The organism is Streptomyces sp. NPDC020780, assembly GCF_044334475.1.
In the GTDB taxonomy this organism is placed as follows: Bacteria; Actinomycetota; Actinomycetes; order Streptomycetales; family Streptomycetaceae; genus Streptomyces.
The window spans coordinates 1-17,935 of record NZ_JBIRTB010000005.1; the positions used below are offsets into that span (position 1 = coordinate 1).

The 17,935-nt window shown below is 68.9% G+C and carries 9 protein-coding genes and 1 pseudogene; 8 read left to right on the top strand and 2 right to left on the bottom strand.

From position 1 onward, the window contains the following. From ACH4VO_RS11015 to ACH4VO_RS11035, 5 genes and pseudogenes are all read left to right on the top strand, one after another. Positions 1-276, top strand: a pseudogene (locus ACH4VO_RS11015) (xylose isomerase); the annotation flags it as partial. A 137-nt stretch (positions 277-413) separates the two neighbouring features. Next, a complete protein-coding gene (locus tag ACH4VO_RS11020; RefSeq protein WP_360991491.1) occupies positions 414-1,670 on the top strand; it encodes a sugar ABC transporter substrate-binding protein in 1,257 nt (418 codons plus the stop codon). Positions 1,671-1,681: 11 nt separating this feature from the next. Further along, entirely contained in the window at positions 1,682-2,653 is a 972-nt protein-coding gene (locus ACH4VO_RS11025) for a sugar ABC transporter permease (RefSeq protein WP_360991494.1), read from the top strand. Between the two features lie 5 nt (positions 2,654-2,658). Continuing rightward, a complete protein-coding gene (locus ACH4VO_RS11030) occupies positions 2,659-3,516 on the top strand; it encodes a carbohydrate ABC transporter permease (RefSeq protein ID WP_360991496.1) in 858 nt (285 codons plus the stop codon). An 8-nt stretch (positions 3,517-3,524) separates the two neighbouring features. Next, a complete protein-coding gene (locus tag ACH4VO_RS11035) occupies positions 3,525-4,904 on the top strand; it encodes a GH1 family beta-glucosidase (RefSeq protein WP_360991499.1) in 1,380 nt (459 codons plus the stop codon). A 97-nt stretch (positions 4,905-5,001) separates the two neighbouring features. Here ACH4VO_RS11035 and ACH4VO_RS11040 read toward each other — a convergent pair whose 3' ends face one another. Both ACH4VO_RS11040 and acnA read right to left on the bottom strand, forming a co-directional pair. Beyond that, positions 5,002-6,231 (bottom strand): ROK family protein, encoded by a 1,230-nt coding sequence (locus ACH4VO_RS11040; RefSeq protein ID WP_360991501.1) that lies wholly within the window; start codon positions 6,229-6,231, stop codon positions 5,002-5,004. Positions 6,232-6,312: 81 nt separating this feature from the next. After that, the gene (acnA, locus tag ACH4VO_RS11045; protein WP_360991504.1) at positions 6,313-9,030 is read right to left on the bottom strand and encodes an aconitate hydratase AcnA; all 2,718 of its coding nucleotides are present in this window, start codon (positions 9,028-9,030) and stop codon (positions 6,313-6,315) included. Positions 9,031-9,530: 500 nt separating this feature from the next. On the opposite strand from acnA, the gene ACH4VO_RS11050 reads away from it, so the two are divergent. The 3 genes from ACH4VO_RS11050 (at position 9,531) to ACH4VO_RS11060 (ending at position 17,814) form a co-directional block, all read left to right on the top strand. Further along, positions 9,531-9,731: a DUF4236 domain-containing protein gene (locus tag ACH4VO_RS11050; RefSeq protein ID WP_360991506.1), complete on the top strand. Its 201-nt coding sequence runs from the start codon at positions 9,531-9,533 to the stop codon at positions 9,729-9,731. A 155-nt stretch (positions 9,732-9,886) separates the two neighbouring features. Further along, positions 9,887-11,416, top strand: coding sequence for a UDP-N-acetylglucosamine 1-carboxyvinyltransferase (locus tag ACH4VO_RS11055; RefSeq protein WP_360991509.1), 1,530 nt, complete (start codon positions 9,887-9,889; stop codon positions 11,414-11,416). Between the two features lie 1,235 nt (positions 11,417-12,651). Then, entirely contained in the window at positions 12,652-17,814 is a 5,163-nt protein-coding gene (locus ACH4VO_RS11060; protein WP_360991511.1) for a DUF6531 domain-containing protein, read from the top strand. Positions 17,815-17,935: the final 121 nt, after the last annotated feature.

Consider the following 17,935-nt stretch of genomic DNA (forward strand, 5'->3'; position numbering starts at 1 on the left):
GACGGCGTCTGGGAATCCGCGAAGAACTGCATGCGCAACTACCTCATCCTCAAGGAACGCGCCGCCGCCTTCCGCGCCGACCCCGCCGTCCAGGAAGCCCTCACCGCCTCCCGCCTGCACGAACTCGCCCGACCCACCGCCGACGACGGCCTCAAAGCCCTCCTCGCCGACCGCACCGCCTACGAGGACTTCGACATCACCACCGCCGCCGAACGCTCCATGGCCTTCGAAGCCCTCGACCAACTCGCCCTGGACCACCTCCTCGGCGTCCGCTGACGCACCGGGTGTCCGGCGGCCCGCCCGCCGGACACCCTTCCCGTGCACGGAGTGCCGGACCCGCGCACGGACCCGGCACTCAGCCAGTGGGAGCGCTCCCCGCGCACCGGCCACCCTCTCACCGCAAGGGCACCACCGTGACAGAACCCTCTCCGGACGGCCTGGTCCGACGCCGCCGCACCCGGCGGATCCTCCTCCCCCTCACCGTTGTCTCCACCGTCGTCGCCGGCACCGTTCTGTCCGGCTGCGGCCAGCAGCGCGACGAGGACGTCTACACCGTCATGAACTCCTCGACCGACGAGTCGTACCACCGCTGGGACGGTGACACGCTGAAGCGCTGCAGCAAGCAGCTCGGGATCACCATCGAGCAGCAGAGCGTGCCGGCCGCGCACTTGATGACCAAGGCGCTGCGCATGGCCTCGTCGAAGTCGCTGCCGGACGTCCTCCAGCTGGACGCCTCCGAGATGCCGACGTTCGCGGAGGCGGGCGGGCTGATCCCGCTGAAGGACCTCGGGCTGGCCACGACGGACATCCCCGAGGGGATCGTCGACTTCGGCTCGTTCGACGGGACGTACTACGGAGCGGCGCGCACGGTGAACACCCTGGCGCTGTTCTACAACAAGGACACCCTCGCCAAGGCCGGCCTGAAGGTGCCCACCACCTGGGACGAGATGCGGTCGACGGCCCGGAAGCTGACCCAGGGCAAGCGGTACGGCCTCGCGCTGAGCGCGGGCGGCGCGGAGGACGGCGTCTTCCAGTTCACCCCGTTCATGTGGTCGAACGGCGGCGACGAGACGAAGCTCGACAGCCCCGAGGTCGCCGGCGCGCTGGACTACTGGAAGTCGCTGCTGAAGGACGGCTCGCTCTCCAAATCCACCGTCAACTGGACCCAGGCCGATGTGAACGACCAGTTCATGGCGGGCAACGCCGCCATGATGATCAACGGCCCGTGGCAGGTGGAGACCCTGAACTCGAAGAAGGGGCTCGACTGGGGCATCGCGCAGATCCCGGTACCGAAGGCGGGCGACGACTCGGTCGGTCCGCTGGGCGGTGGTGTGCTGACCGTGCCCAACACCGGGGACAGCGCGCGCGAGCGGACGGCCGCCAAGATCATCGGCTGTATGGCGGGAGAGCAGGAGCAGATCACCTACGCCCTGAACAGCTGGATGGTCCCGGCGAACGCCAAGGCCGCCGCCGTCTGGCGTACGAAGGCCCCGGAGCTGGCGGCCCTGGCCGGACAGGTCTCGACGGCCCGCTCCCGTACCGCGAAGGTCGGCGCGCAGTGGTCGTCCGTGTCGCTCGCCCTGCAGAGCGCCTTCCAGTCCGCCCTCACCGGCGAGTCCAGCGAGGCCGCTCTGAAGCGTGCCCAGCAGCAGGTCACGAGCGGGAACTGAGGTAACGAACCATGTCATCCACCACAGCCTCGGCCGCCGCACCGCCGGCCGACCCGCAGGCCACCGGCGCGGCCGCGGCCGGGAGGCCCGTGAGCCCCCGGCGCGCCCGGCGCCGCAGGCAGCTCGCCCAGTGGGGTTTCATCGCCCCTGCCGTGATCTTCATGGCCCTGTTCTTCGGCTACCCGCTCGTCCGCAACATCGTGATGAGCTTCCAGGACTACTCGCCGTCCACCTTCTTCACCGGCGAGGCGCCGTTCAACGGCATGGACAACTGGAGCAACGTCTTCGGCGACGGGCTCTTCGGCAAGGCACTCTGGCAGACGATCCTCTTCACGGTCGGATCGCTCGTCGGTCAGTTCTGCATCGGCCTGGCCCTGGCCGTCTTCTTCACCCGCCGCTTCCCGCTGAACGGGATCCTGCGTTCGCTGATCCTCCTGCCGTGGCTGGTGCCCATGGTCGTCTCCGGCATCGTCTGGCGGCGCATCTTCGACCAGGACACCGGCGTCCTCAACTCCTTCCTCGGCACCGTCGGCCTTCCCGGTGACACCCCGTGGCTGACCAGCACGAGCATGGCGCTGATCTCGGTGATCCTGGTGAACATCTGGATCGGCATCCCGTTCAACATGGTGATCCTCTACGGCGGCCTCCAGGAGGTCCCCAAGGAGCTCAGCGAGGCCGCGGCCCTCGACGGCGCGTCCGCCTGGCGCACGTTCCGGTCGGTCACCCTGCCGATGCTCAAGCCCGTCATCACGGTGGTGCTGGTGCTCGGCTTCATGTCGACGGTCAAGATCCTCGACCTGGTCCTCGCGCTCACCGACGGCGGCCCCGCCGACTCCACGCAGACGCTCGGCACGCTCACGTACCAGAACTCCTTCGTCCAGATGGACTTCGGGGCCGGTGCCGTGGTCGGCAACATCCTGATCCTGATCTCCGCCGTCTTCGCGGTGTTCTACCTGCGGGTCAACCGCAACGAGGGGAAGTGACCGGCATGGCGACCACCACCCAGATCCCCGCCGCCCCGGTGCCCGCCGCCGTCCACCGGCCGAAGCGCCGCTGGGGGGCGACCGTCCTCGGCGTCGTCATCCTCGCCGTCATGCTGTTCCCGCTGTACTGGATGATCAACACGGCCCTGCAGCCGGACGCGAGCCTGGTCGACGTGGGCCCCGTCCCGACGGGCGTGGACCTCTCCGGCTTCACGTCGGCCTTCACCGAGCAGGGCGGCAACCTGCTGACCTCGCTGGCCGTGGCGCTCGGCGCCGTGGCCATCTGCCTGCTGGTCGCCGCGCCCGCCGCGTACGGGCTCGCGCAGTTCAGGCTGCCCGGCAGCAGGACCATCGTGTTCGGCACGCTCATCACGCAGATGGTCCCGGGCATCGTCATCGCGAACGCCCTGTACAGCGCGTACGTCGATCTCGGCCTGGTCAACTCCTACTTCGGGCTGATGCTGGCGGACGCCTCGCTGGGCATCCCGTTCGCGATCGTGCTGATGCGCTCCTTCATGGTGTCCATCCCCCGGGAGGTCATCGAGGCAGCCGAGGTGGACGGCGCGGGCCGCATGCGTACGTTCGTCCAGGTCGTGCTGCCGATGAGCCGCAACTCCCTGATCACGGCGGGGCTGTTCTCGTTCCTGTACGCGTGGAGCGACTTCATGTTCGCGCTCACGCTGAACACCACGGACGACGTCAAGCCGATCACGCTGGGTATCTACCAGTACATCGGAGCCCACGTCGGTGACTGGGGCTCGGTCATGGCCGCGTCCGTGCTCTCCGCGGTGCCCGCGGCGGTCCTGCTCGTCCTGTCCCAGAAGTACATCGCCGCCGGGATCACCGGCGGCTCGGTCAAGTAAGGGTTTCCATGAGTGACTTCCCGGTCTTCCCGCCCGGTTTCGTCTTCGGCGCGGCCACGGCCTCGTACCAGATCGAGGGCGCCGTGGAGGAAGACGGCCGCGGCCCGTCCATCTGGGACACCTACAGTCACACCCCCGGCCGGACGGACGGCGGTGACACCGGCGACGTGGCCTGCGACCACTACCACCGCTATCCCGAGGACGTGGCGCTGCTGCGCGACCTGGGCGTGGAGTCGTACCGCTTCTCGATCGCCTGGTCCCGGATCCAGGCCTCGGGCAGCGGGCCGGTCAACCCGAAGGGCCTGGACTTCTACTCCCGGCTCGTCGACTCGCTCCTGGAGGCGGGCATCGAGCCGGCCGCCACCCTCTACCACTGGGACCTCCCGCAGGCCCTGGAGGACAAGGGCGGCTGGCGGGTACGGGAGACGGCCGAGCGCTTCGGCGAGTACACGGCGATCGTCGCCGAGCACCTGGGCGACCGGGTGCCACGCTGGATCACCCTCAACGAGCCGTGGTGCAGCGCCTTCCTCGGCTACTCCGTGGGCCGCCATGCGCCGGGCGCCCAGGAGGGACGCGGCGCGCTCGCCGCCGCACACCACCTGCTGGTCGGCCACGGCCACGCGATGAGCGCGCTGCGTGCGGCCGGGGTCCGGGAGGCGGGCATCACCCTCAACCTGGACCGCAACGTCCCGGCCACCGAGTCCGATGCCGACCTCGCCGCCGTCGTACGGGCCGACACGCAGCACAACCTGGTGTGGACCGAGCCGATCCTCGCGGGCCGCTACCCGGCCACCGAGGAGGAGACCTGGGGCGAGCTGATCACCGGCCAGGACTTCCGCCGGGAGGGCGACCTGGAGCTGATCTCCCAGCCCCTGGACTTCCTCGGCATCAACTACTACCGGCCGATCGTGGTCGCCGCCGCACCGCACCGCGAGGCGGACCCGGCGCTGCGGGTCGCCACGGACAACCGGTACGCGGAGGGCGAGTACCGGGGTGTCCGCAAGACCGCCATGGGCTGGCCGGTCGTCCCGGAGTCCTTCACCGACCTGCTGACCACGCTCAAGCAGACCTACGGCGACGCCCTGCCCCCGGTGCACATCACGGAGAACGGCTCGGCGGAGTACGACAGCGTCGAGGCCGACGGTTGCGTGCACGACGCGGACCGGGTGGAGTACCTGCGCACGCACCTGACGGCGCTCCGTGCGGCCATGGACGCCGGCGTCGACGTACGCGGGTACTACGTGTGGTCGCTGCTGGACAACTTCGAGTGGGCGCTGGGCTACGCGAAGCGGTTCGGGATCATCCGGGTCGACTACGACACCCTGGAGCGCACCCCGAAGGACAGCTACCGCTGGTACCAGCAGCTGATCGCGGCCCACCGGGCCTGATCACCTCACCGGACCGGGGGCGTACGCGCGCACCACGGCGCGTGCGCCCCCGGTCCGGTTCTCCCCCCACCGGTTGCCGTTCTCCGCCGCCGCACCGTCACCGCACGGCGTACGCGCCCGGGTCCGCCAGGACGTCGTGCACCACCCTGGCCGCCGCGCCGCGGGCCGCGTCGCCGGAGAGGGAGGACGCGCGCAGCCTGCTGCCGTTCTCGTGCCAGCGGCCCGAGACGACCCGCGCGGTGAGCTGGGCGTCCGCCGGGCCCTCCAGCCACGGCATGAGACCGCGGTAGATACCGCCCAGGACGACGGCCTCCGGGTCGAAGAGGTTCACCGCGCCGGCCAGCACCACACCCAGGCGGTCCCCCGCCTCCCGCAGCGCCTCCAGGGCCCGCGCCTCGCCGTTCGCCGCCCGCTGCTCCAGCTCGCCGACCCCCCGCACCCCCGTCTCCGGGTCGATGCCCGCGGCCGTCAGCAGCGCCGCCCGGCCCGCGTACTGCTCCAGGCAGCCGCGCGCCCCGCACCGGCAGAGGGGGCCCTGCGGGTCGACGACGACGTGCCCGATCTCGCCCGCGAAGCCGTGGGCGCCGCGCAGCATCTCGCCGTTCACCACGAGCGCGCCGCCGACGCCGATCTCACCGGTGAGGTAGAGGAAGGTGCGTACGCCGCCCAGCCCGCCGAACCACAGCTCGGCCAGGGCGGCGAGGTTGGCCTCGTTGCCGGAGCCGACGGCCAGCGCGCGCCCCGCCGGGCGCAGGGTGCTGAGTGCCTGCCCGAAGATGCCCTCGGCCGCGACCCTGTTCCAGCCGAGGTTCGGGGCCTGCCGGACGACGCCGCCGGAGACGAGGCCGGGCAGGGCCAGTTCGACGCCGACCACGCGCAGTTCCTGTTCCCGGGCTGAGGCGATGACCCGGTTGGTCAGCCGGGCGGCGTGGGCGAGGACCTCGGCGGGTGGGACGCCCCGGTGGTCGGTGTGCTCCGTCACCCGGACCCGGTCGGTCCCGGTGAGGTCCACGGCGCACACCGACACGTAGTCGATGTTGATCTCCACCCCGAGCCCCGCCGGACCGGTGCGGGCGAGGGTGAGCACGGTGCCGGGGCGTCCGGCCGACCCGCTGGAGGTCTTGCCCGACTCGCTCAGGCAGCCGAGTGCGAGGAGTTCCTCGACGAGGGAGGAGACGGCGGCCCGGGTGAGCCCGACGAGGCTCGCCACCCGGGCACGGGTGACCTCGCCCTCCGCGCGCACGGTGCGCAGCACGAGGCTCAGGTTGTGGCGCCGTACGGACTCGTGACCGGCCTTGGCCGCCGGCGAGGTCAGGTTGTTCTTCATGAGGCCTTCGAACCTATTGCAGCGAAGGGCCGCACCCCCTGATCGCAGGGGTGCGGCCCTTCTTCTGCTGCCGGAGATCGCCTACTTGCGGATCAGGCTGCGGAGCACGTACTGCAGGATGCCGCCGTTGCGGTAGTAGTCCGCCTCGCCGGGGGTGTCGATGCGCAGGACCGCGTCGAACTCCACACCGGTGTCGGTGGTCACCTTGACGGTGGCGGGGGTGGTGCCGTCGTTCAGCTCGGTCACGCCGGCGAAGGAGAAGGTCTCCTCACCGGTGAGCCCGAGGGACTCGGCGGTCCCGCCCTGCGGGAACTGGAGCGGGAGGACGCCCATGCCGATGAGGTTCGAGCGGTGGATGCGCTCGTAGGACTCGGCGATGACGGCCTTGACGCCGAGGAGCGCGGTGCCCTTGGCGGCCCAGTCGCGGGACGAGCCAGAGCCGTACTCCTTGCCCGCCAGGATCACGAGCGGGACGCCCGCGGCCTGGTAGTTCTGCGAGGCGTCGTAGATGAACGACACCGGCCCGCCGTCCTGGGTGAAGTCGCGGGTGAAACCGCCCTCGGTGCCCGGCGCGATCTGGTTGCGCAGGCGGATGTTGGCGAACGTGCCGCGGATCATGACCTCGTGGTTACCGCGGCGCGAGCCGTAGGAGTTGAAGTCACGGCGCTCGATGCCGTGCTCCGTGAGGTACTGGCCGGCCGGGGTGTCGGCCTTGATCGCACCGGCCGGGGAGATGTGGTCGGTGGTGACCGAGTCGCCGAGCTTGGCGAGCACCCGGGCGCCCGTGATGTCCTCGACCGGGGTCGTCTCCATCGTCATGCCCTCGAAGTACGGGGGCTTGCGCACGTAGGTGGACTCGGAGTCCCACTCGAAGGTGTTGCCGGTCGGGATCGGCAGCGCCTGCCACTGGGCGTCGCCCGCGAAGACGTCCTGGTAGGACTTGTTGAACATGTCCTCGCCGATGGCGTTAGCGACGACGTCGTTGACCTCGGCCTCGGTGGGCCAGATGTCCGCGAGGTGGACGGGCTTGCCGTCCTGGTCGACGCCGAGGGCGTCCTTGGTGATGTCGACCTTCATCGAGCCGGCGATGGCGTACGCGACGACCAGCGGCGGGGACGCCAGGTAGTTCATCTTGACGTCGGGGTTGATCCGGCCCTCGAAGTTGCGGTTGCCGGAAAGCACCGAGGTGACGGCCAGGTCGTGGTCGTTGACGGCCTTGGAGACCTCGTCCGGCAGCGGGCCGGAGTTGCCGATGCAGGTCGTGCAGCCGTAGCCGACGAGGTTGAAGCCGACCTTGTCGAGGTAGGGGGTCAGGCCCGCCTTGTCGAAGTAGTCGGTGACGACCTTGGAGCCCGGGGCGAGGGTGGTCTTGACCCACGGCTTGCGGGTGAGGCCCTTCTCGACCGCCTTCTTCGCCACGAGCGCGGCGGCGACCATGACGTACGGGTTCGAGGTGTTGGTGCACGAGGTGATCGCGGCGACGGTGACGGCGCCGTGGTCGAGCTCGTACGTCGTGCCGTCGGGGGCCGTCACGGTGACCGGGTTCGACGGGACGCCGTCGGGGGACACGGCGGGGGCGTCGGAGGCCGGGAAGGACTCCTTGCTCGCCTCCATGTCGTCGGTGACGTAGTTGCGCACGTCCTCGGCGAACTTGGCCTTGGCGTTCGCCAGGACGATGCGGTCCTGCGGGCGCTTCGGGCCGGCGATGGAGGGGACGACCGTGGAGAGGTCGAGCTCCAGCTTCTCGGAGAAGTCCGGCTCGGCGGCCGGGTCCAGCCAGAGGCCCTGCTCCTTGGCGTACGCCTCGACGAGGGCGACCTGCTGGGCGTCGCGGCCGGTCAGGCGCAGGTACTTCAGGGTCTCGTCGTCGATCGGGAAGATGGCGGCGGTGGAGCCGAACTCCGGCGACATGTTGCCGATGGTGGCGCGGTTCGCGAGGGAGGTGGCGGCGACGCCCTCACCGTAGAACTCGACGAACTTGCCGACGACGCCGTGCTTGCGGAGCATCTCGGTGATGGTCAGCACGAGGTCGGTGGCGGTGGTTCCTGCGGGCAGCTCGCCGGTCAGCTTGAAGCCGACGACGCGCGGGATGAGCATGGAGACCGGCTGGCCCAGCATCGCGGCCTCGGCCTCGATGCCGCCGACGCCCCAGCCCAGTACGCCCAGGCCGTTGACCATGGTGGTGTGCGAGTCGGTGCCGACGAGGGTGTCGGGGTAGGCCTGGCCACCGCGGACCATGACCGTGCGGGCCAGGTGCTCGATGTTGACCTGGTGGACGATGCCGGTGCCCGGGGGGACGACCTTGAACTCGTCGAACGCGGTCTGGCCCCAGCGCAGGAACTGGTAGCGCTCCTTGTTACGGCCGTACTCCAGCTCGACGTTCTGCGCGAACGCGTCGTTGGTGCCGAACTTGTCGGCGATGACGGAGTGGTCGATGACCAGCTCGGCCGGGGCCAGCGGGTTGATCTTCGCCGGGTCGCCGCCGAGCTCCTTGACGGCCTCACGCATGGTGGCGAGGTCCACGACACAGGGGACACCGGTGAAGTCCTGCATGATCACGCGGGCCGGCGTGAACTGGATCTCCTGGCTCGGCTGGGCCTGCGAGTCCCATCCGCCCAGGGCCCGGATGTGATCGGCGGTGATGTTCGCGCCGTCCTCGGTACGGAGGAGGTTCTCCAGCAGCACCTTCAGGCTGTAAGGGAGGCGCGCGGAGCCCTCGACCTTGTCCAGCTTGAAGATCTCGTACGACTCGTCGCCCACGCGCAGCGTGCTGCGGGCGTCGAAGCTGTTCGCCGACACGACAGTCTCCTTCTTCAATGTGCGCGTACTACCGCGCCGCGCCTCATTGGCGGCCGGCGCCGCGTGGTGCCGCCTACGGCCCCGACCATCCGCTGAGGTAAGGGTTAGTTAGGTAACCCTTACCGCGCGGCGGCTGCGGCGCGCCTCGGCAGATATCTCGATGTCGAGATAACTCTAGTACATCGCCGCCCCGCGGTCATGCCCGGGCGCCCGTGTTCCGCGCCGCCCCTGCGCGATACCGGCACCCGGCGGCGGTCGGCCGGCGGGGGGCCGGTCGGCGGCGGGTCGGCCGTCGGCGGATCGATCGGCGGCAGATCGGTCGTCGGCGGATCGGTCGTCGGCGGATCGGTCGTCGGCGGTCGGCCCGCGCCCGAGCATGCGGACAACCCGCGACCGTCGGGCATGAGCGGGCGGGTACGGGATATCCGTACTCGTATCAGCACATCCACAGTCCGCAAGCCGCAAGCCGCAAGCCGCTAGCCGCGACAGAGGAGGCACCGATGCCGCTCACCTTCCGCAAGAGCTTCCGGATACTTCCGGGCGTCCGTCTGAACATCAACCGCCGCTCATGGTCCGTCACCACGGGCGGCCGGAACGGACCGAGGCACACCACCAGCAGCACCGGCCGGCGCACCACGTCGATGGACCTGCCGGGCCCCTTCGGCTGGCGCAGGACGACGCGACGTCGCCGCCACAGCTGAGGACTCACCCGTTCGGCGGCATCCGACGCGCCGAGCGCCGCGACAGGAATCCACCATCGGAATGCGGGCCTCACACGGCCGGGGCACCCGAGGTCTATGCGAACACCACACCCCCCTCGCGAGCTTGATCTCATATCTGAGATAGCGTTCAACTCATGGAAGACGACTACCTCGTACGTATCGGCAAGCTCATCCGTGACGCCCGCCAGCACCGGGGCTGGACACAGTCGCAGCTCGCCGAGGCGCTCGCCACCAGTCAGAGCGCCGTCAACCGCATCGAGCGCGGCAACCAGAACATCAGCCTTGAGATGATCGCTCGCATCGGTGAAGCCCTCGACAGCGAGATCGTGTCACTCGGCTACGCCGGCCCCATGCATCTGCGCGTGGTCGGCGGACGCCGGCTCTCCGGTTCCATCGACGTCAAGACGAGCAAGAACGCGTGCGTGGCCCTGCTCTGCGGCTCCCTGCTCAACAAGGGCCGCACCGTACTGCGCCGGGTGGCCCGCATCGAAGAGGTCTTCCGCCTGCTGGAGGTTCTCAACTCCATCGGCGTCCGCACCCGCTGGATCAACGACGGCGTCGACCTGGAGATCCTGCCGCCCGCCGAACTGGAACTCGAGGCGATCGACGCGGACGCCGCGCGCCGCACCCGCTCCATCATCATGTTCCTCGGCCCGCTGCTGCACCGCGTGGACCGCTTCACCCTGCCGTACGCGGGCGGCTGCGACCTCGGTACGCGGACCATCGAGCCGCACATGATCGCGCTGCGCCGCTTCGGGCTCGACATCGCGGCGACCGACGGGCTGTACCACGCGCAGGTGGACCGGGCGATCAGGCCGAGCCGTCCCATCGTCCTGACCGAGCGCGGCGACACCGTGACCGAGAACGCCCTGCTGGCCGCCGCGCGGCACGACGGCACGACCGTCATCCGCAACGCGTCCTCCAACTACATGGTCCAGGACCTGTGCTTCTTCCTGGAGGCGCTCGGCGTACGCGTGGACGGGGTCGGGACGACGACCCTCACCGTGCACGGTGTGCCCGAGATCGACGTGGACGTCGACTACTCCCCCTCCGAGGACCCGGTCGAGGCGATGAGCCTGCTGGCCGCCGCCGTGGTGACGGAGTCGGAGCTGACGATCCGCCGGGTCCCGATCGAGTTCCTGGAGATCGAGCTGGCGGTCCTGGAGGAGATGGGCGTCGACTGCGACCGCACGGCAGAGTACGCCGCCGACAACGGCCGCACCCGCCTGGTGGACCTGACCGTGCGCCCCTCCAAACTGGAGGCGCCCATCGACAAGATCCACCCCATGCCCTTCCCCGGGCTGAACATCGACAACGTGCCGTTCTTCGCGGCCATCGCCGCCTCCGCGCACGGCAAGACCCTGATCCACGACTGGGTCTACGACAACCGCGCCATCTACCTCACCGATCTCAACCGCCTCGGCGGCCGGCTCCAACTCCTGGATCCCCACCGGGTCCTGGTCGAGGGCCCGACCCGCTGGCGCGCCGCCGAGATGATGTGCCCGCCCGCGCTGCGTCCGGCGGTGGTGGTACTGCTGGCGATGATGGCGGCCGAGGGAACGTCCGTCCTGCGCAACGTGTACGTGATCAACCGCGGCTACGAGGAACTGGCGGAGCGGCTGAACTCGGTGGGGGCTCAGATCGAGATCTTCCGGGACATCTGAAAGCCTGCAAAAATGGCACCGCCACACCCCTTCTGACCTGCACAAATGCGAGTCGAGGCGGGGTGTGACGGAGTCCCTGGGACTTTTCTGGGACTTTGAACCAGGAGCGATGGCCTCCGTGCACCGGGCTCTTCACGCGATGAGCCATCGCAAACATGTCGGCCTGAGCGCTTGATGGAAAAGCCCAGGTCAGAGACCATTTCTCAGCTCGCCGTCCTACGTGTGGCTACCTGGAGCGTCAACCCCGACAGCCGGCGAACAGGCTGCCAAAGCCATGTCACCCATCGGGTCCGCCCCCGTCGGCTCCGGACGCCAGCTCATCTGTCATGCCCCGCCATCTGTCCGGACAACGTCATGGGCCATGCCCGCCGGCCGACGACACTCCGCACCCGCGCGGAGGAACTTCTCTGGCACGGACGCCAACGACTTCGCGCCGTACCGGGAGAACCCCATTCCCGGCCCGGCCTCCGCCTGGGCGAGGTTACGACGCGATGGTGGGTGACCGCGGAAAGCAGGCGCCTGTGGGTAGCGGCCAGATAGGCCGACCCCTTCAGCGCCTGCCGTCAAAGGCCATGGTTCGGTGCGGTCCGGCCCTGTCCTCGGCCGCCTCCCGCCGGGCCGCGAGGTAGGCGCCGACCCTCGGTCGAGGGCGTCACCGACGACAGTGGCCAGCACCCGGCCGATCATGGTCCGCGAAGCCAACAGCGCCACTGAAGGCTCCACTCCCGCACGTCGACAGCAAGCAAGGTCCGCGAACGAGGCGCACCTTCACTCCCCCACAGTCGCCACAATCACGCTGGCCTCCAAACAGAAACCAAGGCTTGGCCGACTGCCCTCCGGGTGTTCAACTACCGCCTCCAGGGCAGGGCGGCGTGTTCACGCCAATCGCCCATCCCAAGGCGACTGGCCGACCGCGCGACCAGGGGACACTCCAGGCACCGTTCGGCGCGACACGTCTGGATCCAGCCCCATCCGCCGCCGTGCGTTAGTTCGATCCGCTTTTGGATCAAGCATCACCCCGACTCTGTTCACGACTTACTCACGGGTGATGCACTGTGCGCACACAAGCGCGAAGACTCCTCACGACACTCCTGGCTCTGGCTCTCCTTGCCGTCGCAGGGGTCATCCCCTCCTGGGCATCCCCTGGAGGCCAACAGACCTCCATACCCCCATCGGCTGCCATACGGACGGCCGCGGCGAGAACCGCTTCGGACCTCCCGAAGCCGCCCAAGGCCATGACGCTGGCCGAGAGACGCCAGCAGGTGAAGCGGGACCGGGGCGAGCTGTCGCCCATGCACAACTACATCGCCCCGCGCGCAAAGAAGCCGTCCGGCACACCGCACCCCCGCCCCACCGAACCAGCCGACCGAGGCCCGGCCGCCAACAGATCGGCAACTCCGTTCGGCACCCAGGCAACAGGGAATCCCCCATGGGTCAGCGCGTACGCCACTGCTTACCCGGCGATGTTGTCGATCGGCGGGCAACTGCAGCTACCAACGGGCACGACGGCTTCCTCGGTATCCGGGATGTGGCTCTACGTCCGCGACGAGGCCGGGAACTTCGTCCTCCAGCAGGAGATCAAGCGCTCCACCGGTGACCCTTCGGGCCGCTACCTCGACAACGGCGCCTGGTGCTACGGATGGTGGCCGGGCAACGCCTACCCCGCCGACCAGTGCTTCTGGTGGAGCGGCAGCACGCTCGGGGGGCATCTCGAGGACGGCAAGAAGTACTACGCCTGGATCTTCCTCACCGGCACGGACGGGTCGTCGAGTCCGGGTGGAACCACCTCTCCCCTGGTGGAAGCCTTCTACACGCCCGACATCCCTGGGGCGCAGGCGGGCATCTGCACCTGCTACGCCCAAGCCCACCGTGCCGACCCGGTCAACACGGCGACCGGCATGTTCTTCGAACAGCTCACCGACGCCTCCCTGGTCGGCCCAGGTGTGCCCCTCGCCCTGGAACGCACCTACCGTTCCGACTCGACCGCAGCGGGCCTGCTGGGACGCGGCTGGGCGACACCGTTCGACTCGAAGCTCACGGTTGCGACGGGAAAGGTCACCTACCGGGCGGACGACGGGGCGTCGTTCGTGTTCACGCAGAACGGCGACGGGACGTACAAAGCCCCGGCCGGGTCGGCAGCCAAGCTGGTCAAAGGCACCAGCGACTACATGCTGACCACGCCCGACCACACCAAGCGGACCTTCACCAGCGGTGGTCAGCTCGTTTCCGTCGTGGACAAGGCAGGGAAGGGGCTGAACCTGACGTACGTGTCCGGCAAGCTCGCCTCCGTCAAGGACGCCGCCGGACGCACGACGACCCTCACGGTCGGCGCGGACGGGCTGCTGACCAAGGTGGCCCTGCCGGACACGACCTCGGTGTCCTACGGCTACACCGGTGGTCTGCTGACCTCGGTGACCGACCCCGCCGGAAAGACCTCTTCCTACACGTATGACGCGAACAAGCGGCTGTCGTCCTACACCGACCCCGCAGGCGGCAAGGTCAGCAACACCTACGACACCGCAGGCCGGATCACTTCCCAGACCGACCAGAACACCAAGACGACCACCTTCACCTGGGACGGCCGTCGCGAGTCGCACACCACGGCGCCCGACGGCGGCGTGTGGACCGACGTGTACTCCGGCAACGTCCTCATGTCGACCATCGACCCGTACGGCAAGAGCATCACCTACGACTACGACCGCAATCTGCGGCCCGTGGGCATCACCGACCAACGCAGCCACACCACGTCGATGACGTACGACAGCGCCGGCCGGATGCTGACGCGCAGTTCGCCCTCAGGGCTCGGCTACAAGGAGATCTGGACGTACGACGCGTCGGGCAACATCACCAGCCACACCGACGGCCGCAGCAACAAGACCACGTACGCGTACAACACGTCCAACCAGCTGACGACAACCACCGACCCGCTCGGCGGCACCACCGTCTACACGTACACGACGCTCGGCGCCATCCAGACCGTAAAGACGCCACGGGGCAAGGTCACCACCTACGGCTACGACACGGCCGGGAACCGCACGTCGGTGACCACGCCCCTGGGTGAGAAGGCGACGTTCACCTACGACGCGGCCGGGCGGATCCTGACCAAGACGGACCCGCGCGGCAACGTCACCGGCGCTGACCCCGCCGTCTTCACGACGACGTACGCCTACGACGGGCGAGGTCTACTCAGCTCGGCCACCGACCCACTGGGCCGTACCACGGCCTACACGTACAACGGCGCGGAGCAGCTCCTCACCGCGAAGAACCCTGAGGGCGACACCACGGCATTCGCCTACGACGATGTCGGGCACCTGACGCGAACGACAGACCCGGCGGGCAAGTTCGTCACCCGCACCTACAGCGCCGCCGGACACCTCGCCTCCGAGACGGACGCCGCCGGCAACAAGACCACCTACACCTACGACAAGGTGGGCCGCCTGCTCACCAGCGTCTCCCCGCGCGGCAACGCCACAGGCAACGACCCGGCCGCCCACACCACCAACTACGCCTACGACGCCGCAGGCAACAGCACCAAGGTCACCGGCCCCACCGGCGCGTTCACCACCACGACCTACGACGCGATCAACCGGCCGCTGGTGAACACCAACCAGCTGGGCCACACCACCGCCTACACGTACGACGCCAACGACAACGTCACCAAGGTCACCGACGCCGCAGGCAAGACGACCCTTTCGGTCTACGACAAGAACAATCGGCTGACCAGCAGCACCAACCAGCTGAGCAAGACCAGCACCTACACCTACGACGCCGACGGGAACCTGCTCAGCAGCACCTCGCCCCTGGGCAACAAGGAAAGCTGGACCTACGACGACGACGGCCGCCAGGCCACCGCCGTCGACCCGCGAGGCAACGTCACCGGCGCCTCCCCCGCCCAGTACACCACCACCTACGACTACGACCCGGCGGGCAACCCGACCACCGTCACCGACCCGCTCGGCAACGCGACCAGGACCGAGTACGACGCCGTCGGCAACGTCGTCCGGAGCACGGACGCCGACCAGCGCGCCACCACCTACAGCTACAACAAGCTCGACCAGCTGACCACCGTCACAGCCCCCGGCGGCGCGGCCACCACCTACGGCTACGACGCGGTCGGCAATATGACCGGTCGCACCGACGCCAACAACCACGTCACCACCTACGGTCATGACGCCGCGCACCGCCTGACGTCGGTCACCGACCCCCTGGACAGGGCGACGACGTACGCGTACGACGCGGACAGCAATCCGGTAAAGGTGACGACGCCCCGCGGCTCAACCACCCGGACGTATGACGTCCGCGGCCTGGTCACCAAGATCGACTACTCGGACTCCACGCCGGACGTCACCCTCGGCTACGACGACGCCGGGCAGATGACCGCCCGCGCCAACGCGAAGATCTCCGAGGACTTCGTCTACAACGCGGTCGGCGACCTCACCAAGACCCGCGGCTTCGCCTACACCTACGACGGCGCCGGGCAGATGCTCACCCGCAAGTACTCCGACGGCAACACCGTCGGCTACACCTACGACAACGACGGCCGCACCGCCACGATGACGGCCGACGGCGCCACCACCACCTACACCTCCGACGCGGCGGGCAACCTCACCAAAACGGCGCTGCCCAACACGGAGACCGAGGAACGCACCTACGACCGGGCGGGCCGCGTCACCGCCGTCACCTCCGCCAAGGCGGGCACGACAGTCACCAAGACCGCCCTGACCCTCTCGGCGGCCGGCCTGCCCACCCGCGTCGACGTCACGCGGGCCGGAGTCGGCACCGGCGGCTACGACCAGACCTACGACACCGCGGGCCGCATCACCGCCGGCTGCTACCCCCAGCCCTGGGTCACCGGCTGCGCCGCGACCCGCACCACGTCCTACACCTATGACAAGGTCGGCAACCGTCTGACCTCCACCCTCGGCGCCACGTCCACCAGCTACGCCTACGATGCCGCCGACCAGCTCACCTCCACCACCGCCGGGGCCACCACCGCGTACGAGTACGACGCAGAAGGCAACCAGACAAAGGCCGGCGCCGACACCTTCATCTACGACCTGGCCGGACAGATCTCCGCCGCCACCGTCGCAGGTGCCAACTACGCCTACGACCATGACGCCAGCGGCAACCAGGTCGCCACGCTCAAGGACGGCGAGGTCACCAGCCGGACCCAGTGGGACCCCAACGCACCCCTGCCGATCCTCGCTACCGAGTACGACAGCGCCTGGACCGTCAAGCAGTCGTACCGCTACGACCCCCTCGGCCAGCCCGCAGCCACCAAGACCGGCGCGGGTGCGGTGTTCTACTACCACCACGACACCCAGGGCTCCCCGCTCGACGTCACCAGCAGCACCGGCACCCTCCACCAACGCTGGGCCTACGACCCCTACGGCACCCGCGTCCTGGGCACCGTCACCGGAGGCGCCCCCGCGAGCACGCCCACCTACACCGGCGCCCGCTACGAGGCCACCACCGGCAACATCGACCTCCACGCCCGCCAGTACAACCCCGCCACCGGCCGCTTCACCAGCACCGACCCAGCTGCGCGCAGTGCCTCGACTCCCCACGTGTCCCCGTACGCCTACGCCGACAACAAGCCCACCCTGCTCACCGACCCCAGCGGCCGGACCCCCAAAGACCCGAACGACAGCGTCGACGGCATCGGCGACGTGCTGGGCATCTTCGGTGACGCCTTCGTCGACGTCGTCAAGTCACCGTTCGTGTTCCTCGGTGACGCGCAGGACGCCTTCACCGGCGAGAACGGCGGCGCCGGCGCCTTCCTCGACAAGTACCTCCCCGTACGCCCCGCCTACCGCCTCTACCGCGCCGAATACATGCTCCGCCAACAAGGCTGCGACGCACTCGCCGACCTCTACGCCGAAGCAGCCGAAGAGCTGACCCAACAGCTCGCCGTCACGGGACTCGGAGGACTGACCGGGTGGCGCAAGGCGGCGGCATCGCCTCGTGGTGCGGCTGGAGCCACCGTGATGGGGGTTCCACCTGCCTCGTCGTTCACCTGGGCCGGCGGAAGCGTCCGCTACACAAGGACCGCCACGGCAATCGGAGACGATACGAACACGATTCAGAATCTGCTGCGGTCCAAGGGCGACTACGGGCACGACGTCATTGTGCACGGCAACGAACAGGGAGAATTCATTGTTGACGGCAAGATAACCCACCCGCAGCAGATCGCCGAACTGGTCAGAGAAAATCCGCATTACAACGGAGGCCCCATTCAGTTGGTCACCTGTCACGGCGCTTGCAAGGCGGCCGGTGAACTCTCCAAGGCTCTGGGTGGCGTGGAAGTGAGAAACGCGAGCGGTCATCAGGTAGATCTCCACCCTCGGACCGGAAAGGTTCGCGAGTGGCCTGAGGGGAGCCAGGGCGACCCGAGGTAGAATTCTCCGAAAACAGCTCAGGATTATCCGTAAGGGCGCGTCCGGAACGAAAGCCGTGCGCACCCTTACGCACCAGTATAAGTATACCTATCACCGCCTCACGCGGTCCTGCTCAGGAAGC

Bases quoted from the DNA above. Each gene is read 5' to 3' on its own strand.
- ACH4VO_RS11025 (WP_360991494.1), top strand. From the start codon at position 1,682: ATGTCATCCACCACAGCCTCGGCCGCCGCACCGCCGGCCGACCCGCAG.
- ACH4VO_RS11055 (WP_360991509.1), top strand. From the start codon at position 9,887: ATGGAAGACGACTACCTCGTACGTATCGGCAAGCTCATCCGTGACGCC.
- ACH4VO_RS11050 (WP_360991506.1), top strand. From the start codon at position 9,531: ATGCCGCTCACCTTCCGCAAGAGCTTCCGGATACTTCCGGGCGTCCGT.
- ACH4VO_RS11030 (WP_360991496.1), top strand. From the start codon at position 2,659: ATGGCGACCACCACCCAGATCCCCGCCGCCCCGGTGCCCGCCGCCGTC.
- ACH4VO_RS11040 (WP_360991501.1), bottom strand. From the start codon at position 6,231: ATGAAGAACAACCTGACCTCGCCGGCGGCCAAGGCCGGTCACGAGTCC.
- ACH4VO_RS11035 (WP_360991499.1), top strand. From the start codon at position 3,525: ATGAGTGACTTCCCGGTCTTCCCGCCCGGTTTCGTCTTCGGCGCGGCC.
- ACH4VO_RS11060 (WP_360991511.1), top strand. From the start codon at position 12,652: ATGACGCTGGCCGAGAGACGCCAGCAGGTGAAGCGGGACCGGGGCGAG.